This is a genomic window from Phenylobacterium aquaticum (assembly GCF_947378715.1).
GTDB classification, from domain to species: domain Bacteria; phylum Pseudomonadota; class Alphaproteobacteria; order Caulobacterales; family Caulobacteraceae; genus Phenylobacterium; species Phenylobacterium aquaticum_A.
Genome location: NZ_CANCLE010000024.1, coordinates 1 through 24,641 on the forward strand (window position 1 = coordinate 1; position 24,641 = coordinate 24,641).

A 24,641-nucleotide genomic window follows, 5' to 3' on the forward strand; every position below is an offset into this window, starting at 1 on the left:
GCACCCGGCCGGACCAGGGATCGATGGCCACCATGGCCCCGTTGACGATCGGCACCTGGCGCAGGTTGAAGCGCCCCGGCGCGGTCATCGGCTCGACCCACACCAGATCGCCGCGCGTCAGGCCCTTGCCGCGCTTGGCCCAGGCCACGTCGGCCGGATCGAGATAACCCACATGCCCGTCGGAGGCCTGGACGCGGACGTTGGCGGCGGCGTCCTCGACGATGGCGGCCCGCCACAGGCGCCGCTCGGCGGGCGGGGTCTTGTCCTTGACCTTCTGGGTCCAGTCGGAATTGAGGTCCATGTGGCCCCAGGCCCCGCGCCAGCCGTGGCGGCGGTCGTAGACCTCAAGGCCCTTCATCAGGCTGTCGCGGGCGATGGACTGCAGGCGCGGGTCCAGCGTGGTGCGCATGTAGTAGCCGCCCTCGGTGAGCTTCTCGCCCATGGTGACGGTGGCGCGCTGGCGCACTTCTTCGACGAAATAGTCGGCGTCCTGGTACTTGGCGCGGGTCGGCGCGGCCTGGACCACCAGGTCTTCGCGGGCGGCGGCCTCGGCCTGGGCCTGGCTCACGAACCCGGCGTTGGCCATCTGGCCCAGCACCCAGTTGCGGCGGCGGAGCGCCGCTTCCTTGTTGCGGATCGGGTGGTAGTTGTCCGGACCCTTGGGCAGGGAGCCGAGATAGGCCATCTCGGCCAGGTCCAGCTGGTTCAGCGACTTGCCGAAGTAGTTGTAGGCGGCGGTGCCGATCCCATAGGAGCGGTAGCCCAGCCAGATCTCGTTCAGATAGAGCTCGAGGATCTGCTCCTTGTTGAGCGTCTGCTCGAGCCGGCGGGCGAGGATCGCCTCCTTGAGCTTGCGGCCCACGGTGGCGTCGCTGGTCAAGAGAACGTTCTTGGCCACCTGCTGGGTGATGGTCGAGCCGCCTTCCAGGCGCTTGCCGCGCACTGCATTGAGCACGTTCTTGCCCATGGCCCGGACCAGGCCGGTGGCGTCGACGCCGCCGTGCTGGAAGAACGAGTGGTCCTCGGCGGCCAGGAACGCCTGGGCCAGCTGCGGCGGGATATTGTCATAGGGCACGAAGATCCGCCGCTCGCGGCTGAACTCGCCGATCAGGGTCCCGTCCCAGGCATAGGCGCGCGTGGCGGTCGGCGGGCGGTAGTCCACGAGGTCGGTGGCGTCCGGCATGTCGTGGAACAGCCATGCGGCATAGATGGCGATGGCCAAACCGGCCACGGCGATAGCGCTGAGCACCGTGACACCGGCGACCGCGACCCATCTTTCCGGGGGATTCAAGACTGACAGACCTCCGCGGGCGCCAGCTCCCGCATGGTCTTCGTCTAGAGCGCGTTTCGAAAAAGGGGAAGTCGATTCCCGCAGCGCGGGGCGACCCCTTGGGATCAGCGCGCGGCCAGCCGGGTTTCCTGGGCGAAATAGGCGTCGATGGAGTCGGCCACGGCGTTCATCATCTTGCCCCGACCACCCGGGTCGCGCAGGAAGGACTCGTCGTCGGGATTGTTGACGAAGCCCATCTCCAGCAGCACCGCCGGCACATCAGGGGCCAGCAGCACGGCGAGGCCCGCCTCACGATGGCTGCGGCGCAGCAGCTTGATATCGCTGTCGCTGATCCGGTCGAGCAGCATCTCGGCGAAGCTGGCGGAACGGTTCTTGGTGGCGCGCTGGGTCAGGTCGAACAGGATGCCGGAGACGCCACGGTCGCCCTGCAGGCTGGCCTTCATGAACCAGTCGTCCTTGGACACCAGCTTGGCCGAGCGGCTGACCGCCCGGTCGGCGAGGGTATAGACGCTGGCGCCGCGATTGGCGGTGTTGGGGCCGGAATCGGCGTGCAGCGAGATGAACAGGTCGGCGCCGGCCCGACGCGCGATCGGCACCCGGGTCTCCAGCGGCACATAGACGTCCGAATCACGGGTCATGACCACGCGATAGCGGCCCGAGCGTTCCAGCCTGGCCTTCAGCGCCAGGGCCGCGGCCAGGGTGACGTCCTTTTCATAGCCGGTCGCGCCGAGGGCGCCGGGGTCCTTACCCCCATGGCCGGCGTCGATCACCACGATCTTCTTCAGGGCCAGCGGCGGCGCGCGCATCGGCATGGGCTGAGAAATGAAGGTGACGCCGTCGGCGCGCAGGGTGGGCGCGGAGGCGCCGGCCGCGGCGCCAGAGGCCAGGTCGATCACATAACGATAGGTGGCTGCGCCATCGGCGGGCGGCAACAGGAAGCGGCGCTTGATCACCGCGTCGCCGGTCAGGTCGACCTTGAGGCGCGCGCCGGTGGCCGTGCGGTCGATCATCCAGGCGCCCACCAGCCCCTGGCCCCCGCCCTGCAAGGCGGAATCGACGTTTACGCCGGGAAGATTGATGATGAGGCGATGGTCGTCGGCGCCGTCGGCGATCACCTTGCCGGCGGCCGAACGGTCGAGGTCGATGACGATCCGGGTCTCGGCGCGATCACCGCCGAGCCGCACCTTGAGCACGCCGCCGCCCGCCGCCGAGGCCTGGGACACCGCAGCCACAGCCACGCACAGGGTCCCGGCGATCAAGGCCGCCAGCCCGCGCTTGCCGCTCCGCATTGCAAGGCCGCCAAGCCGCGACAGCATACTGAAACCCACCAACCCACTCGATTATCGTATTTGGGAATTCACTATAGACCCAAACCGGGTAGACAAACGGTTAAGCGCGCCGTCAGAGCGCGGCCTTTCCTTTTCCGCCCCAGTGTTGCAATGTCGACCCGCGTGTGATCGCCCACGGCCTCGCCCGGGCGCCGTCCGCGCAAATCAGCCTGCGTCGGCTACCGACTTTTCGGCCACCACGCATCATCCGATCCGCGCCCGCGCTCTGTGGGCGCGCCTGGGAAACACACTATGGGCAGCGCCGCTCGAGCCAACTTCCGGCCTAGCACCGCCCGCGTCGTCTTCGACGCGATCGGCGGATGCGCGCGCGCCCTCCTGACAAATAGGCGGCGCCCGGCCCGTGGGTTCGCGGCGCGCCACGGAGATTCACCTAATGACGAAGAAGATGCTTATCGACGCCGCGCACGCAGAAGAGACGCGTGTGGTGGTGGTCGACGGGAACCGGGTTGAAGAATTCGATTTCGAGAGCCAGAACCGCAAACAACTTAGAGGCAACATCTATCTCGCCAAGGTGACCCGGGTGGAGCCCTCGCTCCAGGCGGCGTTCATCGAATATGGCGGGAACCGCCACGGCTTCCTGGCCTTCAACGAAATCCACCCTGACTACTACCAGATCCCCGTCGCGGATCGCGAAGCCCTCATGCGCGAAGAGGCCGAGGAGGACGACGAGCCCCATGAGGCTCGCGCCCGGTCCAACGACGACGAGGACGAGGACGACAGCGTCGATGACGACGATGACGTCATGGAAGAAGAAGTCGCCCGGCGTCGCCGGCGGCTGATGCGCAAGTACAAGATCCAGGAAGTGATCCGCCGCCGGCAGATCATGCTGGTGCAGGTCGTCAAGGAAGAGCGCGGCAACAAGGGTGCGGCGCTCACCACCTATCTGTCGCTCGCCGGCCGTTATGGCGTCCTGATGCCCAACACCGCCCGGGGCGGCGGGATCAGCCGCAAGATCACCACGGTCACCGACCGCAAGCGCCTCAAGGGCGTGGTCCAGAGCCTGGATGTGCCGGACGGCATGGGGCTGATCGTGCGCACGGCCGGCGCCAAGCGCACCAAGGCCGAGATCAAGCGCGACTACGAATATCTGCTGCGCCTGTGGGAGAACATCCGCGACACCACCCTGCACTCGGTGGCGCCGGCGCTGATCTATGAGGAAGAGGACCTGGTCAAACGGACCATCCGCGACCTCTATGACAAGGACATCGATGAGGTCTGGGTCGAGGGTGAGGCCGGCTTCAAGGAAGCCCGCGACTTCATGCGCATGCTGATGCCCTCGCAGGCCAAGAAGGTTCAGGCCTATCGCGAAGCGACCCCGCTGTTCGTGAAGCACAAGGTCGAGGACCACCTCAGCCAGATCTACACCCCCACCGTGCCCCTGCGCTCGGGCGGCTATCTGGTGATCAACCAGACCGAGGCCCTGGTGGCCGTCGACGTGAACTCCGGCCGCGCCACTCGCGAGCGGAACATCGAGGCGACCGCGCTGAAGACCAACATGGAGGCGGCCGAAGAGACCGCTCGCCAGCTGCGTCTGCGCGATCTGGCCGGCCTGATCGTCATCGACTTCATCGACATGGATGAGTCGAAGAACAACCGGGCGGTCGAGAAGAAGCTGAAGGATTCGCTGAAGGACGACCGCGCCCGCATCCAGATGGGCAAGATCTCGACCTTCGGCCTGATGGAGATCAGCCGTCAGCGTCGCCGCAGCGGCGTGCTGGAAGGCACGACCCATGTCTGCGAACATTGCGCCGGCACCGGGCGGGTCCGCTCCGTGGAGTCCAGCGCCCTGGCGGCCCTGCGCGCCATCGAGATGGAGGCTCTGAAGGGCGGCGGCGAGGCGACCCTGAAGGTCCCGCGCGCGGTCGGCCTTTATATTCTCAACGAGAAGCGCAACCACTTGGCGCGGGTCCACGAGACCCTCGGCCTGTTCATCACCATCCTGATCGACGACGTCCTGGCCCATGCCGATCACGAGATCGAGCGCACCGCCAGCGAGCCCCGTCCCGAGCACGCGATCATCGCCCGTCAGAAGCCGCTGGAGGCCTATGCCCCCGCCGACGACGACTTCGACGATGACGCCTATGAGGACGAGGACGAAGACGAGGACGACGAGGAAATCGTCAGCAAGGGCCGCGACGACGAGGAAGAGGATGAGGACGAGGACGATGATCGTCCGGTTCGCGCCTCTGGTCGCGCCCCCGCCGCGGATGCGCCGGCCTCCGACGATGACGAGAGCGGCGCCCGTCGCGGCCGTCGCCGTCGCCGTCGCGGGCGCCGGGGCGACGAGCCCCGCGCCGCCGAGGAGCCCAAGGCTCCCCGCGCGCCGGAGCCCCTGCGCGCTGACGAGGAAGACGATGGCCATGGCGGCCGCCGTCGCCGTCGCGGACGCCGTGGCGGTCGCCGGATGCGTGACGACAGCCGTCCCGCCGACGTCTTCGCCTGGACGCGCCCCTGGGTGCCCTATGGCGATGATCCCTTTGTCTGGCACGATCCGGCGGAAGACTTCCGCGCCCCGGCCCCGGCCAATGACCGCGCCCCTTCGCCTGTCGTGATGGAGGAAGAGGCCGACGACGCGGCTTCGCCGATGATCGCCCCGGCTGCCGAGGGCGGCGACGACATGTGGGTCGAACTGCCCGCGATCGAGGACAAGCCGAAGAAGGGCCGCGCCCGTCGCGGCCGTGGCGGACGCACCGTCGACGCCGAGGCTGTCGCCGAGGCGCCTGAAGTGGTCGCCGCCGAGGTCGAGGTCGCCGAAGGCGCCCCGGCCGAGCCGGACCCGGTGGTCGTCGCCGAGGAAGAGGCGCCCGCCAAGCCGGCCCGCGCCCGCCGCAGCCGCGCCAAAGCCGCCCCGGTCGAGGCCGTCGCCGAGGTCGTCGAGGCCCCAGCAGCAGCGGTCGCGCCCGAGCCTGTCGCCGCAGAGCCCGTTGTCGAAGTCGCCCCGGCGGCCCCGCGCGAGCCGGATCCGGCCGAGATCGTCGCTCCGCCCGCCGCTCCGAAGAGAGGCTGGTGGCGTCGCGGTTGACGCTATAGGGTTCGGGTCGGGGAGCGGCGCTTAGGAGTTCTTGAGAAGCATGGTCTCCCCGACCCGAACGCCATTCCGTCTGGCCATGGCCGCAGCCCTGGCCATGAGCCTGACGGTGCGGCCCGCGCCCGCCGCCGCCCAGGATGACAATGTCTCCCTGATCCGGGACACCGAGATCGAGGACATACTGCACGACGACGCTGCGCCGCTGTTCGACGCCGCAGGCCTCGACGCCAAGTCGGTGCACATCCTTCTGATCGGCAGTTCGGACCTGCAGGCCTTCGCCTCGCCCGGGACCATGGCGGTCTATACCGGCCTGATCCTGGAATCGAAGTCGCCGAACCAGTTGCAGGGCGTCATGGCCCACGAGATCGGACACCTGGCCGGCGGCCACTCCGCCCGCTCCGACGACATGAACCGCGCCGGGCTGAAGCCCTTTCTCTTGACCATGGGGCTGGGCGTCCTGGCCGCCCTGGCCGGCAACGCCGAGGCCGGCGCCGTGCTGGCCGGCAACGCCGGCTATTTCGGCACCCTGGGCGCCCTGGGCTACAGCCGCGAGCAGGAGAGCCGCGCCGACCAGGCCGGGGCGACCTATCTGGAAAAGGCCGGCATGTCAGGGCGCGGTCTGGTCGAGTTCTTCGACAATTTCCGCTACCAGGAAGTCTTCCAGGAAGCCCGGCGGTTCCCGTATTTCCGCAGCCACCCGCTGTCGTCAGACCGGATCGAGGCCCTGCGCGCCCGGGTCGAGAAACTGCCCCACTACACCCAGACCGACAGCCCGGAAGCCATGGCCCGGCACGAGATCATGAAGGCCAAGCTGCAGGGCTTCATCAATCCCAACATCGCCATGGCCAAGTGCGGCGACAAGGACCCGGACTATCCGACCCAGTACGCCTGCGCGATCGCCTATTATCAGCTGCGCGAGCCGGAGAAGGCGATCAAGCGCATCGACTCCATGCTGGCCGCCCAGCCGAACAACGCCTACCTCTGGGAGCTCAAGGGCCAGGTGCTGTTCGAATTCGGCCACGCGCCCGAGGCCGAGGCTCCGCAGCGCAAGTCGGTCGCTCTGAAGCCCGACGCCCCGCTGCTGCGGGTCAATCTTGGCCAGACCCTGATCGCCCTGCCGGACAAGGCCAAGGTCGAGGAAGGCGTGGTCGAGCTCAAGCGCTCCCTCGACCAGGACGGCGACAACGCCGTCGCCTGGCGGCTGCTGGCGGAGGCCTATGCCGGCCAGGGCAAGGACGGCCTGGCCCGCTACGCCACCGCCGAATACAACGACCGCATCGGCGACAAGCGCCAGGCCCTGATCTTCGCCATGCGGGCGCGGGACATGCTGGACAAACATTCCCCCGAATGGCGGCGCGCCACCGACATCGCCCGGACCTCAAACCCGGACAAGGACACCTATCGCGGGCTCGACAAGGACGACCGGCTTTAGCCGCCGCGCCACCTCGCGCCCTTCGCAAACCCCACCGCTTCCACTAAGCCCTGGCTCCATGAAAACACCCTTCCGCGTCGCCGCCGTCGCGCTCTGCGCCCTCCTCGCCCTGACCGGCTGCCAGAAGTCCGCCGATGCGGCGTTCGGGGAAAAGGTGCGCGGCTATCTGCTCGCCCATCCCGAGGTGATCGAGGAAGCCATCGTCGCCCTGAACGCCAAGAAGCAGGCCGACGCCGCCAACCTGGCCAAGGCCTCGCTCACCACGCAGAAGAAGGCGCTGGAGGCTGATCCGCGCGATTTCGTGGCCAATCCGGGCGGCCAGATCACGGTGGTGGAGTTCTTCGACTACCGCTGCGGCTACTGCAAACTGTCCGCGCCCGAGGTGGTGAAGATCATTCAGCAGAACCCCGACGTCCGGTTCGTGTTCAAGGAGTTCCCGATCTTTGGCGCCGAGTCCGACCTGGCCGCCAAGATCGCCCTGACCTCGGCCGGCAAGGCCAAGGGGGTGCAACTCTACCAGGCCTGGATGGCGGAGAAGGCCCTGGACGACGCGGCCATCGACCGCCACCTGGCCGCCCTGGGCATAGACCCGACCGCCGCCAAGGCCGCCGGCGAATCACCGGCTATCGCCAAGCAACTGGCCGACACCCGCGACCTGGCCAAGGCGCTCAATATCGAGGGCACGCCGGCCTTCATCGTCGGCGACCGGATGATCCCGGGCGCCGACCTGCCCGCCCTGCGCGCCGCGATCACCGAGGCCAAGGCCGCGATCCGACGGGCGGGTTAGAATTTATAGTACGGCCTTACCTAAGGTCTGCCTTTCCAAGACCACCTAGAGGCGCATAGGATTCCCGGAAAACATTGTTTCGGGAGGCTTCATGACCGAACAGGTCCTGGTGATCGGCGCCGGCATGGCCGGGCTCTGCGCGGCCCTGGCGCTCGCGCCGACAGGCCGCGAGATCACCCTGCTCGAGCGCGACCCGCCGCCGCCGGGCGGAGACGCTGATCAGGCCTTCGCCGACTGGACGCGGCGCGGCGTCGGCCACCTGCGCCACAGCCATGCCTTCCTGGCCCGCCTGAGATCGGTGATCCGTGACGAGCATCGCGCCCTGCTGGATGACCTGCTGGCCGCCGGTTGCCGCGAGATCGCCTTCGCCGAAATGCTGACCGACCTGCACAAGACCCGTTACGTCGCCAAGCCGATCGACGCGGAACTGGTGGTGCTGACCAGCCGGCGAACCACCCTGGAGTTGATCATCCGGCGCTATGTGGAGCGCCTGCCCCACGTGACCATCCGCTCGGAGACCTTCGTCAAGGCCCTGGCGGTGGAGACCGCCCCGGATCGCCCCCTGAAGGTCACTGGGGTCGTGCTGGAGAATGGCGAGACCCTGAGCGCGGATCTGGTCGTGGACGCCGCCGGGCGCACCTCTGGGGCCTGCGAGCAACTGACGGAGTTGGGCGCCGCGATCGGTGAGGTCTCCGAGACCGCGGGCATCCTCTATTTCACCCGTCACTACCGCCTGCGCCCCGGCCAGAGCGAGCCGCCGCGCGGCAAGACCCCGGCCAGCGGCGACCTGGGCTTCCTGAAGTTCGGCGTGTTCCCGGCTGACAATAGTTGCTTCTCGATCACCATCTGCGTGCCTGAGATCGAGATGGAGATGCGCAAGGCGATCGTCGACCCCGACACCTTCGACGCCCTGTGCCGCCAGATGCCCGGCATGGTCCCCTGGATCGAACCGGAGCGCACCGAGGGGGTGAGCAAGGTGTTCGGCATGGGCGACCTGCACAGCCGTTGGCGCGACCTGGTCAAGGATGGCCGGGCGGCGGCGACGGGCTTCTTCGCCATAGGCGACAGTCTGGTGCGCACCAATCCGCTCTATGGCCGGGGCTGTTCCTTCGCCGCCGTCAGCGCCTATCTGCTGCGCGACACCCTGGCCGAAAGCCCCGATCCCACGGCCCGGGCCCTGATCTTCCACGACAAGGTCGCCGCCGAGATCAGGCCCTATTACGACAACATGCTGGAACAGGACCGCGCCGCCATCCGCCGGGCCCGCCACGCGCTCACCCCCAGCTACAGGCCGGGGCTGCGGGCGCGGGTGCTGAAGAGCTTCCTGGAGGATGGGGTCAATATCGCCGTCCGATCCGACCCCGGTCTGATGCGTGAGGCCTTGCGCGGCTTCCACATGCTGGAGCACCCCTCGGCCTGGCTGCGCCGGCCTCGGAACCTGGCCAAGGTGATGGGCTATTGGGCGCGCGGCAAAGCCGCCAACGCCGCCGCCTATCCGCCCCAGCTAGGGCCTGAGCGTGGCGAGCTCTACCGCGCGGTGGGTGTCTCGGCCTCGGCCGACATCGAGCGCCTGGCGGCGGAACGGGCCTAGAGCATTTCCTGAAAAGCGTGACGCACGTTTCAGATCAAGAAATGCCCTAACTTGTTGATTTGGAGCCATTCTTTTCCAGTTTGGTTGAGTCAGCCAGACTGGAAAGGGCTCTCGCCGCTCCGCATCCCAGGCGACGTCCCCTACCCCGCCGTGGCCGCGTCGATCCCGGCGAAGGGACCCCTGGCGATGAACTGGTCGCGCACCGCTTCCGGGGTCAGGGTCGCGGCCTTGTCGAGCTCGATCAGCTCCGGCGGCACGTACCAGTGCAGTTTGTCGGAGTGATAGGCCTCCCAGACCACCTCGGCCACGGCCGAGGGCGGGATGGCGCGGAACATGCCCTCCTTGGGCGCGGCCGCGACGGCGCCGGGCGGCAGGATCGGGGTGTCGATCAGGCCCGGCAGCACATCGGCGACCCGCACGCCATAGGCCTTGAACTCGACCGCCAGGGCCTCGGTCAGCCCCTTCACCGCATGCTTGGTGGCCGAATAGACCGCGATCCCCGCCATGCCATAGGTGGCTGAGGACGAGGAGGTCGTGAAGCACATGGAGTTGGGCGTGGCCTTCAGCAGGCCGATCCCCTCGTGGATGCCGATCAGCACCCCGACGAAATTGACGTTCACCACCGCCATGATGTCCTCGAACGGCTGGTCGGCGAAGGGCCCGCCCCGGCCGATGCCGGCATTGTTGTAGAGGATGTCCATCCGCCCGCCGGTGGCCTCGGCGAAGGCGGCGAAGGCGGCCTGATAGGCGGCGCGGTCGGTGACATTGAGCACGCCCGTGACGCAGTTCTCGCGGCCGATGTCGCGCTTCAGCGTGTCCAGCCCCTGGCTGTTGACATCATAGGCGCCGACGAACCAGCCCTTCTGATGGAACAGCAAGGCGGTCTCGCGGCCCATGCCCGAGGCGGCGCCGGTGATGAAGATGGTCGGACGGCCGTTCGACGTGCCCATGTGCGTTTCTCCCTGGCGACTTGGCGTGCGCTTGCTGCCGGCAGTCTAGGACCATTGCCGTGGCGGAATGGAGGGGGGAATTCGCCACTGCGACACGACTTGACCCTCGTCAAGGACAGAGGGGATGACCGGCTTCCAGCTGGGGACATGACCAACGCCCAAAGAATCGCGCGGATTGCCGGCCCGTCCCTGGTTGTCCTGTCCATCACTGAGGCCCTGAACCTCGACGCCTTCGCCGCGATCACGCCTCCCCAGGTCTATCTCAACGGCACGATCCTGTTCGTGGCGGGGGTGAGCATCCTGCAAGCGCATCGAAGCTGGAGCCGGGACTGGCAAGTCCTGGTGACTCTGGCCGGCTGGGCGCTTTTGCTGGCCGGGCTTTGGCGCATGATCGCCCCGCACGCACCGCAGTTGGGCCAGGGCGCAGGCACGGACGCCGTCTTCATCCTGCTGATCGGGGTCGGCGCAGTCCTCAGCTTCAATGGATATCGCGCGGAGCGACGTCCCTAGCCCCGCGCGGTCAGCCCGTGCTGCTTCAACCGCCAGACCAGCAGGTCGAAGCGGTCCTGGCCGAAGAAGGGCTCGCCTTCGAAGGTCATGGTCGGAACGCCCCAATGGCCTGAAGCCCGGTGGGCCTCCTGGTTGGCCTCGATCTCCCCGGCTATGGCGTCACCGGCGGCGTCGGCCTGCGCCTGCAGGGTCGCCATGTCGAGGCCCGCCCGGGCGATGGCGCGCTCGAGCTTGTCGCCCTCGTTCCAGGGCATGTCCTCGCCCGACCAGATCAGCCGGCTGACCTCGTCATAGAAGGCCACGCCCTGGGGCGTGTGGGCGGCCATGACGCCAAGCGGCATCAAGAGGTCGAGGTGCGGCTGCTCCGGGGTCCCGTTCAGGGTCTCGCGGTTGATCACCACCGGATCTGGGCGCGGCCATTGCAGCGGCAGACCGTGGAACTCCGCCAGACGGCGGATGTCGCGCATCAGATAGGGGATGAATAGCGGATCGGCCTTGGTGAAAAAGCCTTCCGAGCGCACGGCCAGGGGATAGACCGGCCGCATGTTGATGGTGACGTCATAGGCCTCCTGCAACGCCCGCAGCTTCGAGGTCACCAGATAGGAATAGGGACTGCGAAACGACCAGAAGACGTCGACGGACAGCGGCATCAGATCAATCCGGATAGGGGCGAGGACGGATCAGCATACATGCGTTTTGGCATTCGGCCTGCCAGGAACGCCTCACGCCCGGCGATGACCGCGTGCTTCATGGCGGTGGCCATGCGGATCGGATCCTGGGCTCCAGCGATGGCGGTGTTCATCAGCACCGCGTCGCAGCCCAGTTCCATGGCGATGACGGCGTCCGACGCCGTGCCGACCCCGGCGTCGACCAGCACCGGCACCTTGGTCTGCTCGATGATCAGGGCCAGGTTCAGCGCGTTCTGGATGCCGCGCCCCGAGCCGATCGGGGCGGCGGCGGGCATGATGGCCGCAGCGCCGGCGTCCTCGAGCTTCTGGGCGTAGACCGGGTCGTCGGTGCAATAGACCATGACCTGGAAGCCCTCGGAGATCAGCAGCTTCATGGCCCGAAGCGTCTCCTCCATGTCCGGCAGCAGGTGCTTGGTGTTGGACAGCACCTCCAGCTTGACCAGGTCCCAGCCCCCGGCCTCGCGGGCCAGGCGCAGGGTGCGGACCGCCTCCTCGCCGGTGAAACAGCCGGCGGTGTTGGGCAGGAAGGTGAAGCGGTCGGGCTTGACGTAGTCGACCAGCATCGGCTGGCTGGGGTCGGACAGGTTCACCCGGCGCAGCGCCACGGTGACGATCTCAGCGCCCGCCGCCTCGGCGGCCGCCGCGTTCTCGGCATAGTCCTTATACTTTCCGGTGCCGACGATCAGCCGTGACCGGAAGGTGCGGCCGGCTACGGTCCAGCTGTCCTCGGCCTGAGCGGTCGCCTGGGGGGTTTGCGCGCCGTCCATGTCAGCCGCCTCCGATGAAGTGAACGATCTCGATCCGGTCGCCGTCGGCGACGGGAGTCGCGTGATAGGCCGAACGGGGCACGATCTCCAGATTGCGTTCCACCGCCACCTTGCGCGGATCCAGGCCAAGCGCCTCGACCAGGGCCGCCAGATGCGAAAACCCGGTGAAATCGCGCATTTCGCCATTGATGGTCAGGGTCATGACGGACCTCGAATGCGGGGTGAATCCTCGCGATGCTTGTGACCCCCGCCGTCCCCCGTTACAAGACGGCGGAATCGACGGCGGAGCCGAATGTCGAAACCGATCTATGTGCTGAGCGGGCCCAACCTCAACCTTCTGGGGACCCGTGAGCCGGAGATTTACGGAAAAGCGACCCTGGACGACGTGCGCGAGCTTTGCGAACGCCGCGCCGGGGCCCTCAACCGTACGATCGTCTTCCGGCAATCCAATCACGAAGGCCAGTTGATTGACTGGGTGCAGGAGGCGCGGACGCATGCCTGCGCCGTGGTCATCAATCCGGCGGGCTACGGACACACCTCCGTGGCCCTGCTGGACGCCTTGAAGACGCTCGAAATTCCGATCATCGAATGTCACCTGTCCAACCCGGCGGCGCGCGAGGCGTTCCGTCATCACACCTATGTCTCGCTGGCGGCGACCGGAGTGGTCTCCGGTTTCGGCGCGGCGAGCTATGAACTGGCTGTCGAGGCCGCGGCGAAGCTTTCCGCCTAAGCCCCCACACCTAAGAGAGATAAGGGTCCTTCCATGGCTAGCAGTCCTAAGGCCACCGCCGACACGTTCGACGCGCGCCTGGTGCGCAAACTGGCCGATATCCTGACCGACACCGGGCTCAGCGAGATCGAGATCGAGCATGAGGGTCTGAAGATCCGCGTCGCCAAGACGCTGACCGCCGCCCCCGTGACCTATGCCGCCCAGCCCGTCGCCACCGCGCCGGCGCCTGCGGCCCTGGCGGCCGCCCCCGCCGCAGAGGCCGCCCCGGCCGCCGCCCGGGGCGACGCGGTGAAGTCGCCGATGGTCGGCACGATCTATCTGCAGCCGCAGCCCGAATCGCCCGCGTTCGTGAAAGTCGGCGACACGGTCACGGCCGGCCAGACCCTGATGATCGTGGAGGCCATGAAGACGATGAACCCGATCCCCTCGCCCAAGGCTGGCAAGGTGATCGAGATTCTGGTGGCCGACGGCCAGCCCGTCGAGTTCGGCGAACCCCTGATCGTCATCGGGTAGGATCATGTTCGACAAGATCCTCATCGCCAATCGCGGCGAGATCGCGCTGCGGGTCCACAGGGCCTGCAAGGAAATGGGCATCGCCACCGTGGCGGTCCATTCCGAGGCCGACGCCAATGGCATGTGGGTGCGGCTGGCCGACGAAAGCGTCTGCATCGGCCCGGCGCCCGCGTCCAAGAGCTATCTCAACATCCCGTCGATCATCGCTGCGGCGGAGATCACCGGGGCCCAGGGCATCCACCCCGGCTACGGTTTCCTCTCGGAAAACGCCCGCTTCGCCGAGATCGTCAACGCCCACGGCTTCACCTTCATCGGGCCCAAGCCCGAGCACATCAAGATGATGGGCGACAAGATCACCGCCAAGCAGGCGGTGAAGGACGCCGGCATTCCCGTGGTGCCCGGCTCCGACGGCGCCATCACCACCGAGGAGGAGGCTTTCGCCGCCGCCAAGGAGATCGGCTTCCCCGTGCTGATCAAGGCCGCCGCCGGCGGCGGCGGGCGCGGCATGAAGGTCGCCCAGACCGAGGACGACCTGGCCGAGGCGGTCTCCACCGCCCGCTCCGAGGCGCGCGCGGCCTTCGGCGACGACGCGGTCTATATGGAACGCTACCTCCAGACCCCGCGGCACATCGAATTGCAGGTCGTCGCCGACAGCTTCGGCAATGTCTGCCACCTGGGCGAACGCGACTGCTCGCTGCAGCGTCGTCACCAGAAGGTGCTGGAAGAGGCTCCCTCCCCGGTCATCGACGCCGCCGGTCGCGCCAAGATCGGCAAGGTGGTGGTCGATGCGGTCAAGGCCATCGGTTACCTCGGCGTCGGCACCATCGAGTTCCTGTACGAGAACGGCGAGTTCTTCTTCATCGAGATGAACACCCGCCTGCAGGTCGAGCACCCGGTCACCGAGGCCATCACCGGCATCGACCTTGTCCGCGAGCAGATCCGCATCGCCGCCGGCCTGCCACTGTCCTTCACCCAGAAGGACGTGGTGTTCGAAGGCCACGCCATCGAGTGCCGCATCAACGCCGAGAACCCGCGCACCTTCGTGCCCTCGCCCGGCATGGTCACCGATTTCCACGCCCCGGGCGGCCTGGGCGTGCGGCTGGATTCGGCCATGTACGCCGGCTATTCGATCCCGCCCTACTATGACAGCCTGATCGGCAAGCTCATCGTCCACGGTCGCGACCGCGAGGAGTGCATCGCCAGGCTCAATCGCTGCCTGGGCGAGATCGTGGTCGGCGGCATCGAGACCACCATCCCGCTGTTCCAGGACCTGTTGCTGCAGCCCGACATCCTGGCCGGGAACTACGACATCCACTGGCTGGAACGCTGGCTGAAGGCTCAGGCCGCCGAGGCCTGAGCCAGCGGCGGTGATCGCATGACAGGCTAGATGCTCCGACATGGACGCCTTCGACGCCCAGGATCTGCTGAACTGCTACGCCAACGGCGTGTTCCCCATGGCCGATGCGCGGGAGGACGAAAGCGTCTTCCTGATCGATCCACAGCGGCGCGGGATCATCCCCCTGGACCGCTTCCATGTGGGCCACCGGTTGGCGCGCAAGGTGCGCAGCGAGCCGTTCGAGGTGCGCTTCGACACCGCCTTCCCGCAAGTCGTCGCCGCCTGCGCCGAGGCGAGGCCCGGCCGCGACGAGACCTGGATCAACGCCACCATCGAGACCCTGTACGGCGAACTGTTCGAGATCGGACACGCCCACAGCGTCGAGTGCTGGCTGGGCGAGGAACTGGTCGGCGGCCTCTACGGCGTGTCGCTCGGCGCGGCCTTCTTCGGCGAGAGCATGTTTTCGCGGCGCACCGACGCCTCGAAAGTCGCGCTGGTTCACCTGGTGGCGCGACTGATCGCTGGGGGCTTCACCCTGCTGGACACCCAGTTCATGACCGACCATCTGGCGCGGTTCGGGGCCGAGGAAGTTCCCCGCCTCGACTATCATCGCCGGCTGGCTAAGGCGCTGGAGCGCCAGGCCGATTTTCAGGGGTTCGGCGGCATGGGCGGCAGCGGGGGCTTGGCTGAGACCGCCGGCTTGAGCACGGCGGGCTTGGTCGACACCGGCGGCTTGGCCGCCGCCACAGGCCGGGCCGGGGCTGGCAAGGCGGCCGGTGCAGGCGCGATGACCGGGGCGTTGGCCCTGCAGGTGATCAGCCAGGCGTCATAGACCGGGTGCTGCAGCGGGTTGAGGCCCGGCGACGAGGCGTACATCCAGCCCTTGAACACCTGGCGCGGCGGCGGGGTCGGGCGGCCTGACGTGGGCTTGGGCTGGGAGTCGATGGTCAGATAGGCGATGGAGTCTTCCATCGGCTCGTCCGCCGCAGCCTGTTCGCAAGCCTTCACGGTGAACACCAGGGTCTTGTAGCGCACGGGCTGGCCGACCGCGGCCTCGAAGCGGACGGTCTCGGCGGTCACCTTGTCCAGGGCCTGGAGGATGGCGACGTCGTAGCGGGCGCGCTTGACGGTGCTGTCGGCGGGCTTGTCGACGACCTGGGCCTTGGGCGGCGTGGCGGCGGTGACCTCGGAAGCCTGCATCGGCGGCGTCGCCACCGGCGGCGGCGCGGAGACGACCTCTGGCGGCGCCTCTTCAGGCGGTGCGGCGATCGGGGCCTGGTTGGCGGGCGGCGCGGATGGGGCCGCAGTCTGGGCGGTCCCCGCCCCGGAGAGGCTGAGGACGGCCAGGCCGCTCAAGGCGGCGGCGGCGAGGGTGAGGGTCCGCCGCATCACCTATTCCGGACGCCAGGCCTCGTAGTCGCCAGACGCCTTCTGGCGCTCGCCGCCCCGGGCGATGGAGCCCTTGGGCCGCCAGGCGTGGACGGTGCCGGTGAGATTGGGCTGGGTGTCCTTCTCCCAGGACCGGCGCAGCAGCGGCTCGATGGTCGGCGGCTGGTCAAAGGTGTGGTGCAGCCAGCCGTGCCATTCGGCCGGAACCTTCGAGGCCTCGGCATAGCCGTTATAGATCACCCAGCGGCGCTTGCGGCCGTCATAGGAATCCGAGGTGTCCTTGGCCTGGTAGTAGCTGTTGCCCAGATCGTCCTTGCCCACGAAGACGCCACGGCGCCAGAACGTGAACCGCGCGCCGATGGTCGCGCCGTTCCACCAGGTAAAGATCGCTTTCAGCACTGTCGTTGCGAGTCCGGAACGGTTGGGAGGCGCGCGGACTATAGGGTTCCGCCCCGGGGGCGTCCAGCCGCGCGAACATCGCAAGATGTTGGGGATAGCTGCCTCTGCGACCACAACATCTGTTGCGGCCGGTCGGTCCGGCCCGTAACCTCTCCTGATAGGAGAACCCCACGTGCGTACGGAACCGGCGAGGATCGAGCGCAGGCCCCTGGAGCGGGCCGGCGCCGTGGTCGAGGTCCTGGCCCCCTCGAGCTGGACCGATGCCCGGGTCGAGGCCTGGCTGGACTGGGCCCAGGGCGAGACCGACCTGCCGTCCGCTATCTTCCGTCGCGCTGAGATCATCGCCGAACTGGGCGAGGCCCAGGGTCTGTTCGCCGACGCCGCGGCACGCGCGGGCTTCCGCCGCGACCTGGGCGCCGCCCTGCTGACCGGCAAGCTCGCGCTCTCCGAACCGTCCTTCGCGCGCCCTCTGCGAGTGGTCGAGGCGACCGATCCGGCCGCCGGCGCCACGCTGGGCCAATTGCGCGCCGAGCGCCGGGGCCGCGCCGCCGCCCGCGCCTCGGCGCATGAGCTCAGCCGCCGCCTGCAGGCGGTGATGGACGCCATCCTGCGCTGTGAGGGCGATCCGGCGACGTGCGCTGATCCGGCGGGCAATCCCGGCCTGGCCCGCGCCGCCGAAGCCGCCCGCACCGCCGGGGCCAGCGACCCGATGATCCTGGACGCCATGACCCTGGCCCGAACCGGCGAGAACCTCTGGGACGCCCAGCTGTTGTTCGAGACCGGCGAGGGCGTGGATCTGATCTGCGCCGCTAGGGGCGAGCCGCAAGGCGCTATCGCCGACGCCCTGGCCGCCACCGCCTGGGAGACCGGGGCGGTGATCGCCGGCTTCGACCTGGAGGCGTCCGGCCGGCTGGCGGAGGCGGGACGACCGACGCGCGCGGCCCTGGACCTGATGGTTTTCGGGATGGGCGAGACCTTCGACACCGAAAGCTTCGAGGATGCGGTGCGGATCGCCACCCTGGCCTTGGCCGCCGCCGGCGGGCCCGTCGCCCTCGGCCTGGCGGGCATGGCCGACTGGCTGACCGCCCAGGGCCTCGCCTATGATTCGCTGCAGGGCCGCCGCGCCGCCCGCCGCATCTTCCTGCAGGCCCATGAGATCGTCGCCCGGACCGCCAAGCTGCAGGGCGGGCTGGCGGTGTTCGACGATCCCGACCTGGCCCTGAAGCTCGGCGGCGCCCCGACGGGCGGCGCGCCGGGCCTGGGCGCCGTGACCGTGGCTGAGACCGAGGACGGCGTCCTGACCCGGGTGCTGAGCGAGGCGACCCTCCAGGGCCTGAAGGTCCTGGGGATCGACGCCGCCGAGGCCCGCGCTGTGTTGCTGGGCCGTCACGACCTCGCCGAGGCGCCCGGCATCGACCACGCCGCTCTGCAGGCCCGGGGCTTCACCGAGCATGAGATCGCCGCCGTTGAGGCCGCCCTGCCCTTCGCTGCGCGGCTGGCCGACGCCGTTTCGCCCCAGACCATTGATCCGGGCTTCCTGTCCGACGTATTAGGCGTCACTGACGCCGAACTGGCCGATCCGGACCTCGACCTGCTCTCGCGCATGGGCTTCACGCCTCAGCAGATCGGCGCGGCCGAGACCTATGCCCTGGGCGGCGGCAGCCTGGCCGAGGCCGCCTTCCTGACCCCCGACCAGCGCGCGGTGTTCCAGAGCGCCGACGAGCTCGGCCCCGGCCCCTATTTCGCGATGATGGCGGCGCTGGCCCCGGTGCTCGACATCCCGCCGGTGGCGGAGCTGGAGCTTGAGTGGGACACCAGCCCGCTCGACGCCCGCGCCCTGCTGGCCGAGGCCGCCCTGGCCGGCGCGCCAGCCATCCGCATCCGCCGCATGGAGCCACCGGCCCATCTGGTGCTGGATCTCCCCAGATTGCCCGAAGCCGCGCCCCGCCCGCTTCGGTCGGCCGAGCCCGAGCCCATCGCGGCGGCCGCGCCACCGCCGAAAGAACGGATCGTCGAGCGCATCGTCGAGCGCGACCGCACCCGCCGCAAATTGCCCGACCGCCGCAAGGGCTATATCCAGAAGGCGGCCGTGGGCGGCCACAAGGTCTACCTCCACACCGGCGAATATGATGACGGCGAGCTGGGTGAGATCTTCATCGACATGCACAAGGAAGGCGCCGCCTTCCGCTCTCTGATGAACAATTTCGCCATCGGCATCTCGATCGGCCTGCAATACGGCGTGCCGCTGGAGGAATTCGTCGACGCCTTCGTCTTCACCCGCTTCGAGCCGGCCGGACCGGTGACCGGCAATGATCAGGTGAAGTCGGCGACCTCGATCCTCGACTATATCTTCCGCGAGCTCGGCATTTCCTATCTGGACCGCCAGGAACTGGCCAACGCCGACGGGGAACTGAACGCCGACGGCCTGGGCCGGGGCGCCGCCGAGGGCGAACCCGACCTGACCACCGATCCGCAGCCGGCCTCGCACTTCATTTCACGGGGCTTCTCGCGGGGCGCGACCCCGGACAATCTGGTGTTCCTGCCCAGCGCCGGCGGACGCGGCGGCGGCTTCGGTCGGGTCGAGGCCGATGTCTGCGCAGCCTGCGGCGACGTGGCCGTGGTCCGCAAGGGCGCGAGCCTGATCTGCGAGACCTGCGGCGTGCGCGCGAGCCCCAAGGACGAGGACCGGGCGGGCTGAACCCTATCGCGCGCCCAGCCGCGCCAGCACCGCTCGGGGGATGTTGAAGTCCCGGATGATGGCGTCGTGGCCGCGCAGGCCACAGGCTTCCCTCTGGATGAAGAAGGCCCAGACGGCCTGGGCGGCGGCCTTGAGCAGGGCCTCGCGGCCCTCGGCCTCCAGCGCGTCGGGATCTTCCAGCCGGGCCAGGGCCGCCTCGGCCGCCCGGCCCATCCGGCCCAGGGCGCCCGCCTTCTCTCCCGCGATCTCCTGCTCCAGGCTGCCGGCCCCGGTCTCGAACCGGAAGGCGCTGGACGGGGTCTGGGGCGGGCGAAGGGCCATGAGGTCTCCTGACCGCATCCTAGCAGAGCTTCCGGCGTGGTCACCTGGCCTTAAGCTTGCTGGACCTATCTGGGGGTCGAGCCCCGATTGGAGCCCTGCGCCACTATGAAACCGCTGTTGATCGCGAGCCTGATTGTGAGCCTGGCCCTGCCGGCCGTCGCCCTGGCCCAGAACGCCGGCCAGATCGCCAGCGCCCGGCGCGGCGCAAGCTGCCCTGGATGCAACCTGTTCCAGGCTGATTTCTCCGGTCTTGAACTCAAGGGCCGCAATTTCACCGGCGCGCGGCTGCGCCAAGCCGACCTCAGCCTGGCGGTGATGAACCGCACCAGCTTCGCCCGGACCGACCTGCGCGACGTCAACGCCTATGGCGGGGTGTTCTCCTCGGCCAGCTTCGCGGGCGCCGATCTGACGCACGCCAGTTTCGTCGGAACCTATTTGCAGGGGGCCAATCTTGCGGGCGCCCGGCTGGACGGGACCAATTTTTCCGGCGCAGAGATGAACCACGCCCGGGGCCTCAGCCAGGCGCAACTCAACCGGGCGTGTGGCGACGAAGCGACCCACCTTCCCCCTGGGTTGCGAATTCCCGCATGCTAAAGCTCAAGAATTACCGCGATTTAAGTAGCCTGATGGTCCACTGACGGGCAGAGGCTACACCCATGGTTCGTTCCGCCAGCTCCCGTGTGTCCCGCCTGGTTCGCCGCCTTATCGTGCTGGCGGCCGCCCTCTCGATTCTGCCCGTGGCCGCCCAGGCCATGACCATGGACGGCGACAAGGAAGTCGCCCGCATGGTCTCGTTCGGCGGCTCATGCTCCAAGTGCGAGCTCTCGGGGCGCAGGCTGAACGGCGCTCATTTCGACGGGGCCGATTTCGGCGGCGCGTCCCTGGTGGGGTCGGACCTGCGGGAGGCGCGCTTCACCGGCGCCAATTTCGCCAATGCCGATCTGTCCCGCGCCGACCTGTCCGACGCCCATATGCTGGGCGCGAACTTCAGCGGCGCGAACCTGTCCAACGCCCGCTTCCGCGACACCCAGGCGCCCGGCGTGAACTTCGTCCGCGCCAGCATGGCCAATATCGACATGCGCGACACCCACGCCGAGGGTGCGGTGTTCTCTGACGCCAATATCTCCAGCGGCCAGTTCGACGATGCTGTGCTGAACGGCGCAGTGATGGTCCGGGTCCACGCGGCCAACGCCAGCTTCCGCGACTCCCAGATGACCGGCGCCACCATGTCGGGCGGGAATTTCTCCGGCGCCTCGTTCCGCGACACCGATCTGACGGCGGCGATCATGACCGGGGGGATGTTCTCCGGCGCGGACTTCCGTGACGCCGACCTGACCCAGGCCCAGCTCTACGGGACAGATCTTTCGCGGGTGAAGAACCTGGTCCAGGACCAGCTGAACGACGCCTGCGCGGACGGATCCACTCGCCTGCCCGCAGGGCTGGTGGCCAGGACCTGCCGCGGAAGCCGCTGGTCGCCCCGGCCGCCACGCATGCCGGTCGCGCCCGTCGCTCCGGCGCCCCCAGCCCCTCCGGCTCCGCCGAGGTACTGAGGGCCTGGAGTTTGCCCGCCTAGACCTTGCCCGCCTAGACCTTGATCGGCGGGGCGGTGCGGATGTGCAGTTCCTTGAGCTGCTTGTCGGTCACGTCCGACGGCGCGTTCATCAACAGGTCCTGACCCTGCTGGTTCAGCGGGAAGGCGATGACCTCGCGGATCGCCGTCTGGCCAGCCAGCAGCATGACGATGCGGTCGATGCCAGGGGCCAGGCCGCCGTGGGGCGGCGCGCCGTGCCTAAAGGCGTTCAGCATGCCGCCAAACTGTTCCTCGACCACGCTGGGGCCGTAGCCGGCGATATCGAAGGCCTTGAGCATCACGTCGGGACGATGGTTCCGCACCGCGCCGGAGCAGAGCTCGTAACCGTTGCAGACGATGTCGTACTGGTAGGCCAGGATGTCCAAGGGGTCCTTGGTCTCCAGCGCCTCCAGCTCGCCTTGCGGCATGGAGAAGGGGTTGTGCGAGAAGTCGACGTGGTTGGTCTCCTCGTTCATCTCGAACATCGGGAAGTCGACGATCCAGACGAACTCGAAGCGGTTCTCGTCCACGAGGCCGAGGTCGGTCCCGACCTTGGTGCGGGCGGAGCCGGCGAACTTGTAGAAGACCTTCGGATCGCCGGCGACGAAGAAGGCCGCGTCACCCTGGCCCAGGCCCAATTGGCCCATGACCGCGTCGGTCTTTTCAGCGCCGAGGTTCTTGGCGATCGGGCCGCCCCAGGCGCCCTGGTCTTCGCTCCAGAAGATGTAGCCCAGGCCAGGCTGCCCCTCGCCCTGGGCCCAGCTGTTCATGCGGTCGCAGAAGGCGCGTGAGCCGCCCTTGGGGGCCGGCACGGCCCACACGGCGTTCTTGGCGTCTTCCAGGATACGGGCGAACAGGCCAAAGCCGCCGCCCCGGAACCGCTCGGAGACGTCCTGCATGATGATCGGGTTGCGCAGGTCCGGCTTGTCGGACCCGTACTTGGAGATGCTCTCCCGATAGGGAATGCGCGGGAACGGATAGGGGGTCACCGGCTTGCCGTCCGAGAACTCCTCGAACACGCCGTGCATCACCGGCTCGATGGCCGCGAAGATGTCCTCCTGGGTGACGAAGCTCATCTCGACGTCGAGCTGGTAGAATTCCAGGCTGCGGTCGGCGCGCAGGTCCTCGTCGCGGAAGCAGGGCGCGATCTGGAAATAGCGGTCGAAACCCGAGACCATCAGCAGCTGCTTGAACTGCTGCGGCGCCTGCGGCAGGGCGTAGAACTTGGACGGATGCAGGCGCGAGGGCACTAGGAAGTCGCGCGCGCCTTCCGGCGACGAGGCCGTCAGGATCGGGGTCTGATACTCCAGGAACCCCTGGCCGATCATGCGGTTGCGGATCGAGTGAATGACCTTGGAGCGCAGGACGATGTTCTTGTGCAGGGTCTCGCGACGCAGGTCGAGATAGCGGTGCTTCAGCCGGATCTCTTCCGGATAGTCAGGCTCGCCAAACACCGGCAGCGGCAGCTCTGCGGCTTCCGACAGCACGTCCACCGAGGTGACGCGAATCTCGACCCCGCCGGTGGGCAGGTTCGGATTGATGGTCTCGGCCGTGCGGGCCACGACCTCGCCGTCGACGCGGATCACGCTCTCGGCGCGCAGGCGCTCGACGAGGCTGAAGCCCGGGGTCTCGGGCGCAAGCACCAGCTGGGTCAGGCCGTAATGGTCGCGCAGGTCGATGAAGACCAGCCCGCCATGGTCGCGCTTGCGATGGATCCAGCCCGACAGGCGGACCGGCTGACCGGTGTCGGCGGCGCGAAGCGCGCCGCAGGTATGAGTGCGATAGGCGTGCATGGGACTGTGCTAAGGCTCAGAAAATCAAGGCGCGGAAGGGCGCATGGGGGGGGGCGGAATGTCAAGGTGAGGCGACGTTGACGCCCGCCTTCAAGGCTCACTTCTCCGGATGGGTCAGCGCCTGATAGGTCAGGGTCCGGGCCATGGTCCCCAGGTCATCACCGCCGCCCCGGCCGAACCGCTGGATCATACCGACGAAATAGAGGTCGTTGGTGGGGTCGATCCAGAACCAGGTGCCGGCCGCGCCGCCCCAGCTCATTTCGCCCTTGCCGCCCAGGCTGCCGGCCTTGCGGGGATCATTGACCACCGCGAAGTCGAGCCCGAAGCCCACGGCCTCATTGAAATACTGGCCGGACGTGCCGTTCGAGGTCACCAGCACGCTTTGCGGGATGACATTGGTCCCCATCAGCTCGACAGCGGCGGGCGACAGGATGCGCACCCCGTCCAGCTCGCCCTTGTTGAGGATCATCTGGGCGAAGCGGCCATAGTCGGTCGTGGTCGAGACCAGGCCGCCGCCGCCGGACTCCATGGCCGGCGGCTTGGTGTAGTCGGGCATTCTCCCGCCGAACAGGTTGTCCGCGGCCGCGAGCTTTCCGGTCCTCGGATCGATGACATAGACCTTGGCCAGGCGCGAGGCCTTGTCAGGCCCGGTGTAGAAGGCCGTGTCATTCATCTTCAGCGGGCCGAACACCCGCTGTTGCAGGAAATCGCCGAATTTCTGGCCGCTGATCTTCTCGACGATGTAGCCCTGGACGTCGACCGAGGCCGAATAGGACCAGCTGGTTCCCGGCTGGAACATCAGCGGGATGTCGGCCATCCGGTTGATCATCTCCTGCAGGCTCGACGCGCCCAGCACGCGCCGGTCGCGGAACATCTTGTCCACCGGGTGCTTGTCGCCCAGGCCGTAGCCGAAGCCGGCTGTGTGACTCATGATCTCGCGCATGGTCGGCGGGCGATTGGCGGGGACGGTGATCATGTTCCCCTTGTCGTCGACCCCGGTCATGACCTTGAGGTCCTTGAACTCCGGCACGAACTTGGTGACCGGATCGTCCAGCTTCCACTTGCCCTCTTCGAACAGGATCATCATCGCCACCCCGGTCAGGGGCTTGGACATCGAATAGATGCGGAACATGGCGTCGCGATCCATCGGCGCCGCCGTGGCCAGGTCCTTCTGGCCATAGGTGTTGAAGGCCACGACCTTGCCATGGCGGACCAGCAGGGTGGTCATCCCCGCCACCCGGCCCTGGGCCACGGTTCCCGCCATATAGGCGTCGAGCTTCTTCAGCCGCGCGGCATCGAAGCCGACGGATTCCGGCGCCACGATCCTGGGCGCGGCGGTCTCATGCGCCGAGGCCGGCGTCTTGGCGGTCGCCTGCCCCCCGCCGACCATGAGGCCGAAGGCGACGAAAGCGGTCGCAAATAGTCTGGCGCGTGGCGTCATGGCGAGATCCCCCTGGAATTGCCCCGTCTGGACGCGGGTCCTTTGAGTTGAGCTAAC

General features: G+C 68.0%; 22 protein-coding genes and 1 pseudogene. 12 read left to right on the plus strand and 11 right to left on the minus strand.

What is annotated here, in order from left to right; all coding sequences use genetic code 11:
• Both Q7P21_RS05260 and Q7P21_RS05265 read right to left on the minus strand, forming a co-directional pair.
• Nucleotides 1-1,231 (minus strand): transglycosylase domain-containing protein (locus tag Q7P21_RS05260; protein ID WP_304176096.1); only part of this gene is annotated, 1,231 nt, incomplete at its 3' end.
• A 164-nt stretch (nt 1,232-1,395) separates the two neighbouring features.
• The gene (locus tag Q7P21_RS05265) at nt 1,396-2,580 is read right to left on the minus strand and encodes an N-acetylmuramoyl-L-alanine amidase (RefSeq protein WP_304176098.1); all 1,185 of its coding nucleotides are present in this window, start codon (nt 2,578-2,580) and stop codon (nt 1,396-1,398) included.
• A gap of 433 nt (nt 2,581-3,013) precedes the next feature.
• Between Q7P21_RS05265 and Q7P21_RS05270 the strand changes: the two genes are divergently transcribed.
• From Q7P21_RS05270 to Q7P21_RS05285, 4 genes are all read left to right on the plus strand, one after another.
• A complete protein-coding gene (locus Q7P21_RS05270) occupies nt 3,014-5,662 on the plus strand; it encodes a ribonuclease E/G (protein WP_304168844.1) in 2,649 nt (882 codons plus the stop codon).
• Between the two features lie 49 nt (nt 5,663-5,711).
• Complete coding sequence (locus Q7P21_RS05275; RefSeq protein WP_304168841.1) at nt 5,712-7,100, plus strand: M48 family metalloprotease; 1,389 nt, start codon at nt 5,712-5,714, stop codon at nt 7,098-7,100.
• A 58-nt stretch (nt 7,101-7,158) separates the two neighbouring features.
• Nucleotides 7,159-7,887: a DsbA family protein gene (locus Q7P21_RS05280; protein WP_304168838.1), complete on the plus strand. Its 729-nt coding sequence runs from the start codon at nt 7,159-7,161 to the stop codon at nt 7,885-7,887.
• A gap of 91 nt (nt 7,888-7,978) precedes the next feature.
• Entirely contained in the window at nt 7,979-9,478 is a 1,500-nt protein-coding gene (locus tag Q7P21_RS05285; protein WP_304176099.1) for an FAD-dependent oxidoreductase, read from the plus strand.
• Nucleotides 9,479-9,618: 140 nt separating this feature from the next.
• Here Q7P21_RS05285 and Q7P21_RS05290 read toward each other — a convergent pair whose 3' ends face one another.
• Nucleotides 9,619-10,428: an SDR family oxidoreductase gene (locus Q7P21_RS05290; protein ID WP_304168832.1), complete on the minus strand. Its 810-nt coding sequence runs from the start codon at nt 10,426-10,428 to the stop codon at nt 9,619-9,621.
• Between the two features lie 99 nt (nt 10,429-10,527).
• On the opposite strand from Q7P21_RS05290, the gene Q7P21_RS05295 reads away from it, so the two are divergent.
• The gene (locus tag Q7P21_RS05295) at nt 10,528-10,938 is read left to right on the plus strand and encodes a hypothetical protein (protein WP_304176101.1); all 411 of its coding nucleotides are present in this window, start codon (nt 10,528-10,530) and stop codon (nt 10,936-10,938) included.
• Here the strand turns inward: Q7P21_RS05295 and Q7P21_RS05300 are convergent.
• From Q7P21_RS05300 to thiS, 3 genes are read right to left on the minus strand one after another with little or no spacing between them, the layout of a single operon-like run.
• Nucleotides 10,935-11,588, minus strand: coding sequence for a 2-hydroxychromene-2-carboxylate isomerase (locus tag Q7P21_RS05300; protein ID WP_304168827.1), 654 nt, complete (start codon nt 11,586-11,588; stop codon nt 10,935-10,937). The genes Q7P21_RS05295 and Q7P21_RS05300 overlap by 4 nt on opposite strands.
• Complete coding sequence (locus Q7P21_RS05305; protein ID WP_304168824.1) at nt 11,588-12,394, minus strand: thiazole synthase; 807 nt, start codon at nt 12,392-12,394, stop codon at nt 11,588-11,590. The genes Q7P21_RS05300 and Q7P21_RS05305 overlap by 1 nt, the downstream gene beginning before the upstream one ends.
• A 1-nt stretch (nt 12,395) precedes the next feature.
• Nucleotides 12,396-12,596: a sulfur carrier protein ThiS gene (gene thiS / locus Q7P21_RS05310; protein WP_304168820.1), complete on the minus strand. Its 201-nt coding sequence runs from the start codon at nt 12,594-12,596 to the stop codon at nt 12,396-12,398.
• 90 nt (nt 12,597-12,686) lie between these two features.
• On the opposite strand from thiS, the gene aroQ reads away from it, so the two are divergent.
• The 4 genes and pseudogenes from aroQ to aat all read left to right on the plus strand — a co-directional run.
• Nucleotides 12,687-13,124, plus strand: coding sequence for a type II 3-dehydroquinate dehydratase (gene aroQ, locus Q7P21_RS05315; RefSeq protein WP_304168817.1), 438 nt, complete (start codon nt 12,687-12,689; stop codon nt 13,122-13,124).
• A gap of 33 nt (nt 13,125-13,157) precedes the next feature.
• A complete protein-coding gene (gene accB, locus Q7P21_RS05320) occupies nt 13,158-13,637 on the plus strand; it encodes an acetyl-CoA carboxylase biotin carboxyl carrier protein (protein ID WP_304176103.1) in 480 nt (159 codons plus the stop codon).
• A gap of 4 nt (nt 13,638-13,641) precedes the next feature.
• Nucleotides 13,642-14,994 (plus strand): acetyl-CoA carboxylase biotin carboxylase subunit, encoded by a 1,353-nt coding sequence (gene accC, locus Q7P21_RS05325; protein ID WP_304171655.1) that lies wholly within the window; start codon nt 13,642-13,644, stop codon nt 14,992-14,994.
• 40 nt (nt 14,995-15,034) lie between these two features.
• A pseudogene (aat, locus tag Q7P21_RS05330) lies at nt 15,035-15,622 on the plus strand (leucyl/phenylalanyl-tRNA--protein transferase); the annotation flags it as partial.
• Here aat and Q7P21_RS05335 read toward each other — a convergent pair.
• Together Q7P21_RS05335 and Q7P21_RS05340 are read right to left on the minus strand one after the other, a co-directional pair.
• Nucleotides 15,622-16,362, minus strand: a complete 741-nt coding sequence (locus Q7P21_RS05335) for a DUF2155 domain-containing protein (RefSeq protein ID WP_304171654.1) — start codon at nt 16,360-16,362, stop codon at nt 15,622-15,624. The pseudogene aat and the gene Q7P21_RS05335 sit on opposite strands and share 1 nt — an antisense overlap.
• 3 nt (nt 16,363-16,365) lie before the next feature.
• Entirely contained in the window at nt 16,366-16,761 is a 396-nt protein-coding gene (locus Q7P21_RS05340; protein ID WP_304171652.1) for an NADH:ubiquinone oxidoreductase subunit NDUFA12, read from the minus strand.
• Between the two features lie 172 nt (nt 16,762-16,933).
• Here Q7P21_RS05340 and Q7P21_RS05345 point away from each other — a divergent pair, with 172 nt between their 5' ends.
• A complete protein-coding gene (locus Q7P21_RS05345) occupies nt 16,934-19,459 on the plus strand; it encodes a ribonucleotide reductase (RefSeq protein ID WP_304176105.1) in 2,526 nt (841 codons plus the stop codon).
• Nucleotides 19,460-19,462: 3 nt separating this feature from the next.
• Here the strand turns inward: Q7P21_RS05345 and Q7P21_RS05350 are convergent, their stop codons facing one another.
• Nucleotides 19,463-19,780 (minus strand): DUF6665 family protein, encoded by a 318-nt coding sequence (locus tag Q7P21_RS05350; protein ID WP_304172247.1) that lies wholly within the window; start codon nt 19,778-19,780, stop codon nt 19,463-19,465.
• Between the two features lie 105 nt (nt 19,781-19,885).
• Here Q7P21_RS05350 and Q7P21_RS05355 point away from each other — a divergent pair, with 105 nt between their 5' ends.
• Nucleotides 19,886-20,374 carry a pentapeptide repeat-containing protein gene (locus Q7P21_RS05355; protein ID WP_304172249.1) on the plus strand — a complete coding sequence of 163 codons (489 nt, stop codon included), beginning with the start codon at nt 19,886-19,888 and terminating at the stop codon, nt 20,372-20,374.
• Between the two features lie 62 nt (nt 20,375-20,436).
• A complete protein-coding gene (locus Q7P21_RS05360; RefSeq protein ID WP_304172250.1) occupies nt 20,437-21,330 on the plus strand; it encodes a pentapeptide repeat-containing protein in 894 nt (297 codons plus the stop codon).
• Nucleotides 21,331-21,364: 34 nt separating this feature from the next.
• On the opposite strand, the gene aspS is transcribed toward Q7P21_RS05360, so the two are convergent.
• Both aspS and Q7P21_RS05370 read right to left on the minus strand, forming a co-directional pair.
• Nucleotides 21,365-23,143 carry an aspartate--tRNA ligase gene (gene aspS, locus Q7P21_RS05365; protein WP_304176107.1) on the minus strand — a complete coding sequence of 593 codons (1,779 nt, stop codon included), beginning with the start codon at nt 23,141-23,143 and terminating at the stop codon, nt 21,365-21,367.
• A 97-nt stretch (nt 23,144-23,240) separates the two neighbouring features.
• Nucleotides 23,241-24,584, minus strand: coding sequence for a serine hydrolase (locus Q7P21_RS05370; protein WP_304169581.1), 1,344 nt, complete (start codon nt 24,582-24,584; stop codon nt 23,241-23,243).
• Nucleotides 24,585-24,641: the final 57 nt, after the last annotated feature.